The following is a 6,401-nucleotide window of genomic DNA, read 5'->3' as shown; positions in this document are numbered from 1 at the left end:
CTGGTCCGGCGGGTGCTGATGGTGCTCCGGGTGAGACTGGTCCGGCTGGTCCGGCGGGTGCTGATGGTGCTCCGGGTGAGACTGGTCCGGCTGGTCCGGCGGGTGCTGATGGTGCTCCGGGTGAGACTGGTCCGGCTGGTCCGGCTGGTCCCGAAGGTCCGCGAGGTCCGCAGGGTCCCGCTGGTGATCCCGGAAAAGGTTCGGCCGGTGTTCATCATATTGCCTTAGCTTTTGGTGATGATCCGGACGATGATGACTATATGTCGTATGGGATCGGCGCCGATGCGGCAATGAAAGTCCTCCGGAAGGAGGAGGTGCTGGAAGTTCACGCAGTTGCCCGCAGTCAAAACGGTACCGTAATCGAAGATGTCATGTTTGCCTGGGAAGTAGGGACGGATGCCGATACGGTAGACGACGATCCCAGTGATGATACCATGTCAAACATGATCTCGGCTGAAGTGGCTGGAAAGACCACGGTCACGGTTACCGCGAAAGACCACCACGTAGCGGCCGAGCTGAAGATCGAAGTGACGGCTAAAGTAGGTGGGGTCACTTTGATGGCAAAAGGCGCAGAGGATGCGTTTGAAGCTGCTGACTCGTATTTTCCGGGCGATGTCGTGGCTGCCATGCTACAAGCCATCCCGGATGTGGGATATCGGGCGGGCAGTGATGTCAAATGGAGCGTAGAAGGCGGAGCCGCCAAGGTTGAGCCGCTGAAGGAAGATAATCCCAATAAGCGGTATGCTAAGATTACGGCTAAGTCCGCCGGCACCGCCACGGTAACCGCGATGTACGAGGGGAAAGAGGCCAGTTTTGATGTCGTGGTCTCCGGGCCCACTCATAACCGCGCTATCACTTATCTGTTGGCGACTGACACTTTTGAGATCACAAAAGGTACGGCAGGTGTGGCAGCAGGATGGGATCCAGCGACTATAACGCTGGAAGCAGTCCTCGAAGATGACGAGGGCGACCCGCTAAGTGGAAAGGCACTGACGGCAACTGTAGGCGGTACAGCGGGGGCTTTGGTTCCCACTATCGCTGTTACCGGCGGCGGTAACTCAACGACAGCTGCCGATGGTACAGTCTCATTTACGATTACTGCGCCGTCCGAAACCACCGACGGCAACCTCAAAGCTGGATCAACCATGCACACTATAACGCTAAAGTCGTTAGGTGCGAGAGATGTAAAGGTCAGGATCAATACAGTAATCAAGCCTGATCCGACGCAATAACCTCGGGATAATCCGGGTCCCGTAGACAGGGCGCTGACAGAGTCCTGTGGAGAGATGGGGGTACCCTCCCGGGCACCCCCATCGGACCACGTTTCGAGTGACCCCCGGAAGTTATCCCGACAGGGCAAGCAACATCTTTGTAGATCCGCCCTGCATTTGTCTCGGTCATTTCGTTACGCCTTCCCGTTCGCCCTGAGTAGGAGCCACTGGCCACTGAAAAGGGCGATCGGTTCCAAGAAAAGGAAAGCCCCGTTGCAGGTACGGGGCTTTTCTGCGTTAAACGATATAGAGGAGTAGCGTTGCTCCGCCCTCAGTTCACCCGGCGGCGGCGGTTCTTCACGTAGTCCACGAGGATGTATTCACCCAGGCTGTCGAGGGAAGAATAGTAGGCCCGGCCGTGGTTCATCTCCGTGAGTTTCTCGACGAAACCGACCAGGTAGGGATCCTGGGTGACCATGAAGGTGCTGATGGTGATCTTCTCGCGGCGGCAGGTCATGGCCTCGTCCAGGGTCCGGTTCACGATCCGGGGGTCCAGCCCGAAGGAATTCAGGTAAAGGCGGCCGTTCCGGTCATAGATGGCCGAGGGCTTGCCGTCGGTGATCATGAAGATCTGCTTGTTGACGTTTCGGGTCCGCCGCAGGATGTTCCTGGCCATGAGCAGGCCGGCCTTGGTGTTCGTGTGGTAGGGGCCGACCGAAACGAAGGGCAGGTCCTCGATCTTCACCTGCTTCGCGTCGTCGCCGAACAGGACCAGGTGGAGTTCGTCCTTCGGATACTTGCGGATGATGAGTTCCGCCAGGGCCATGGCCACGCGCTTGGCCGGGGAAATGCGGTCTTCGCCGTACAGGATCATGCTGTGGCTGATGTCCAGGAGCATGACCGTGGCGCAGGACGTGGTGTGCTCGACTTCGTAGACTTCGAAGTCGTCCTCGTGCAGGTCCAGGTCGAACCCGGACCGGCGGATCGCGTTGCCGATGGTGGAGGTGAAATCGACGTTCGATGCCTGGTCGCCGTACCGGTAGGGCCGCGTCTCGCTCAGTCGCTCCGCGCCTTCCCCTTCGAAGGGCGTCTCGTGTCCGCCGCTCAGCCCCTTCTTGAGGTTGCTGTAGACGAACCGGAGCGAGTCCTCCCGGATGCGCCGCCCGCCCTTTTCGGTGAGGGAGAAGGCGTTGTCGTCCTGCTTCACGTAGCCCCGCTTCTCGAGCTCCTTAACGAAGATCTCGTAGGACATCTCATCGTCGAAGATGCCCTGCCGCTGGTCGATATAGCGCATCCACTTCAGGGCTTCTTCCACGTCGCCGCTCGTGTGGATGAGGATCTGGCTCAGCAGGCCCAGGAGCTGTTCGAGGCGGTCCTCGGCGTCATCGACCCGCGGTATCCATTTGGTGTACTGTATGCCGATCACTTGAGGTTGCCGTCCTTTTAATGGTTCGTCACCCGTTTGTCGCCCGTCCGCCGCCTGCCCGTCGCCTGGCCGTCGCCTGGCCGTCGCCTGGCCGTCGCGCACGATCCTCGCGCCTTTCCGCCGCGACTACCGAGCCTGGGGTCCAACGCCTGCCGGATCTCGTGGACCGACGCCTACCGGATCTTCAGGGTCGACAGGCCGATGATCGCCAGGATACCCGCGATGATCCAGAACCGGATCACGACCTTGGTCTCGGCGAGGCCCCGGTACTGGAAGGCGTGGTGGAGCGGCGCCATGTAGAAGATGCGCCGGCCGAGCCACTTGATCCCGATCTTCTCCTGGACCAGGACCGAGAAGGCCATGGCCACGAAGATGCCGCCGGTGATGACGAAGAGGAACTCCTGCTTGAGCAGGACAGCCAGGGTGCCAACGATGCCGCCCAGCGGCAGGGCGCCCACGTCGCCCATGAAGACCTGGGCGGGATAGGCGTTGTACCAGAGAAACCCCATGCAGGCGCCGAAGACTCCCGCGCAGATCACCGTCAGCTCGCCGCTGCCCGGAAGGAAGGTGAACTGCAGGTATCCAGAATAGATGGCGTTTCCGATGACGTAGGCGAACACCCCGTACACGACCACCGTGAACGAGACCGGCACGATGGACAGTCCGTCCAGGCCGTCTGCGAAATTCACCGCGTTGGCGATGGCCACGATGACGAAGGCGATGAAGGGCAGGTACCACCAGCCCAGGTCGAGGACGGGGTCCTTGACGAAGGGGAGATAGAGTTCGGAAGCGATTTCGGCCGAAACGGGCGACAGGCCGGGCAGCAGGAAGACCAGGCCGAATCCCAGGCCGAAGACCGCCTGGAAGAAGAGCTTGGTGGCCTGGGACAGGCCGCGGTCGCTGTCCCGGTGCCTGATCTTCCGGTAGTCGTCGATGAATCCGAACAGGGAGAACCAGATCAGGGCGCACAGAAATACCAGGGTGAAGCGGTTGAAAAGGTCGCTCCACAGTAACACGCTGGCGAAGATGGCGGCGACGATCAGCAGGCCGCCCATGAGTGGCGTGCCGGCCTTCGAGGCGGAGGATATCGCACCGTGCGCCCTGGGATTGTCCCGCACGTGGTTCACGTACAGCAGGCGGATGATACGCTGGCCGAAGAGCAGCGTGACGCCGAACCCGGTCAGCGCTGCGCAGATCGCGCGGAAGCTCAGGTACTGAAAGAGGCGCAGAAACGAGAGCGCATCGACGGTATCGAAGAGATAGGTGACGAGGTGATAGATCATGGGGCGCTCACGGGGTTTCCTGCTGGTTTCGAATCATGCCGATCAGCCGGTTCATCGTACGCTTGATTGGAAAGTCCGGTTCGAAGTGGTTCGACGTGACCAGGATATCGTCGAGTTCTTCGCGCAGTCCGTCCAGGTCGACGATCATCTTCCGCCCGACCAGGTCGGCCAGGGCATCGATGACGGCCTGGCGCACCTTCCCGTTCGGGTCCTGGTAGAACGGCCTGAGCCATTCCGTGACGGCCCCGTCGCCCATCCTGCCCAGGGCGCGTATGGCGGCAGACCGGATCTCGAAAGACGATTCCCGCAAAAGGCCGCGTAATCCGTTCAATACCTCGTCGTCCCTTTCCCCGTCATCCCCGTCAGCGCCCGCCCATTCCGAACCGTGGCCGAGGTCGGCAAAGGCCAGCGCCGCGGCGGACCGCACTTCGTAATAAGGGTCCGCCAGCAGGTCCAGCAGCACGGCGCGCACCGGTGCATCGTACACGCCGAGCCTGCCGATCGCCGTCACGGCGTTGCGGCGGATGAAGCCGACCTGCCGGTAGTCGCCGCCGAGGAGGCGCTGGAAGAGGGGGGCCGGCGTGCGGTCGCGCAGCAGCGCGAGGAGGAAGGGCAGGCGGTCGCGGTAGTCGAGCAGGCCGGCCAGCTTTACGCCCTCGTTCCGGATGGGCCACCGCTCGTTCTTGAGGAATCCGTCGACCCGGTACTTCAGGTAGTCCTCGCCAACGGATTCGATGAACCGCTCGTCGCGCCCTTCCGCGAAACGCCGGACCAGCGAAAAGGGGGAGAGCGCGGATGCCGGCGGACAGCCTGGGCCGTCCTGGCCGCCCGGGTCGGCATGTCCGGTCGCGCGAGGTTTGGCCGTCTCGCCCGATTCGGCCGTCCCGCCTTGTTCATCGTGTCTCCCGTTGGAACTTGCGTGGTCCGCAGGCCGGACCGGGTGGTCCGGGTGGTCCGGGTGGTCCAGGCGTTCCTCCAGCATCTGGTCCAACTGATCGACGATCCGGTCCAGCCCGTTTCGGTCGAAGGTCTCGCGGGCCCGTCGACTCATGGCAGCGTGGCCGGCCGGATCGTCCAGGATATCGAGAACCAGGCGGGCCAGGCGCTCCCCGTCGACCACGCCGATGGTCTGGCCGTCCTCCACGGAAATCGATTCGTACACGACGCGGGCCGCGCCGCTCGATTCGAGCGTCCTGGCGTTCACGGCCTGGTGGTCGCCGGGCGCGTAGGGCAGCGGCACCAGGATGGAGGGGATCCCGCAGATGCCGATCTCGGTGACGACTCCGGCGCTGGCCCTTCCGATGACCAGGTCGCTGGCGGCGTAGAGTTTTTCGATTTCGTGGGAGTAATCCGACTGGTGGTATCTCGACAGGTGTTCATCGGCGAGGTCGAGCCTTTCCAGGCGGTTCCGGGTGTCCCCCTCGGCGTCATAATCCGGACTTCGTGTCTGGCCGATGACGTGGATGACGTGGATGTCCGGCCGGGCAAGCAGCCGGGGCAGTGCGTCGACCACGGCCCGGTTGATGGATCGGGCGCCCGACGAAGCGCCGAAGGCGAATACGACCCTGGCGTCAGCCGGCAGGCCCTGCGAGGTCCGCGCGGCGTCCCGGGACACGGCGCCGATCTCCCGCCGCACCGGGTAGCCCGCCCATGTCGTCTTTCCCGGTGGAAAATACCGGAGCGACGCTTCGAAGGAAACCCCGATACGGTCCGCGATGCGGCCGGCCAGCCGGTTGACCTTACCTGGCACGACGTTCTGCTCGTGGACGAAACACCGGCGAGCGCCGGAGAGACGCAGCGATTTGAGGATCCAGTGGGCCAGGAGGACCGGGCTGCTGGCGTAGCCGCCCGTGGCGACGATCATGCGGGGCCTGTGTCTTGTCAGGTGGAACAGGCTCTGGAGGACGCCGAATCCGGTGCTTAACGCGAAGCGCAGGAGTGCGAGCGGCTGCCTGCCCGACGGCAGTCCGCGGGCATAGACCAGGTGGATCGGATAGCCCCGCTTCGGCACGAGGGAGGCTTCCATTCTGCCCCGCGCGCCGACGTACACGATGCGTGCTTCAGGGTTCCGTGCCCGCACCTCGTCGGCGATGGCCAGCCCGGGATAGACGTGGCCGCCCGTACCGCCCCCGGTAAACACGTAAGTCAACGGACGCTTTCGGACCGGCGGCCTCGGAGCAGCTGCCGTGGCGTCCGTCTTCCGGGTTGCCGCGGTGACCTCTGTCGCCTCCTCATCCGGTGATCGTTCCGCATCCTGTTTAGAGGTAATCTGAGACATGGGCGGGCATTCCGCTATCGGCAACGCTGGAAACGCTGGAGAGACACGACGACCTGTACCAATGGACGTTGGTTGGTCGCTTCGGTTCCGGAACGCGTACGATTAGATTGAGGTTACTGCCACGACATAAAGCGCCAGAAGCCGCTTTATGTGGGGTACAGGGGAATGTAGGGGAATGCGGGGTACTGTCAAGCCGTATTGTG

General features: G+C 62.7%; 3 protein-coding genes and 1 pseudogene. 1 reads left to right on the top strand and 3 read right to left on the bottom strand.

The annotated features are described in order from the left end of the window. Positions 1-200 (top strand): annotated as a pseudogene (locus F4Z81_14015) (collagen-like protein). 1,342 nt (positions 201-1,542) lie between these two features. Here the strand turns inward: F4Z81_14015 and F4Z81_14010 are convergent. From F4Z81_14010 to F4Z81_14000, 3 genes are all read right to left on the bottom strand, one after another. Further along, positions 1,543-2,634: a hypothetical protein gene (locus F4Z81_14010; GenBank protein ID MXW06162.1), complete on the bottom strand. Its 1,092-nt coding sequence runs from the start codon at positions 2,632-2,634 to the stop codon at positions 1,543-1,545. A gap of 176 nt (positions 2,635-2,810) precedes the next feature. Further along, complete coding sequence (gene mraY / locus F4Z81_14005) at positions 2,811-3,920, bottom strand: phospho-N-acetylmuramoyl-pentapeptide-transferase (GenBank protein MXW06161.1); 1,110 nt, start codon at positions 3,918-3,920, stop codon at positions 2,811-2,813. A gap of 7 nt (positions 3,921-3,927) precedes the next feature. Next, entirely contained in the window at positions 3,928-6,198 is a 2,271-nt protein-coding gene (locus F4Z81_14000; GenBank protein ID MXW06160.1) for a hypothetical protein, read from the bottom strand. Positions 6,199-6,401: the final 203 nt, after the last annotated feature.

It is taken from the genome of Gemmatimonadota bacterium (assembly GCA_009835325.1).
Taxonomy (GTDB): Bacteria; JAAXHH01; JAAXHH01; order JAAXHH01; family JAAXHH01; genus JAAXHH01.
The sequence above is the reverse complement of the archived record's forward strand: the minus strand, read 5'-3'. Positions and strand labels throughout refer to the sequence as shown.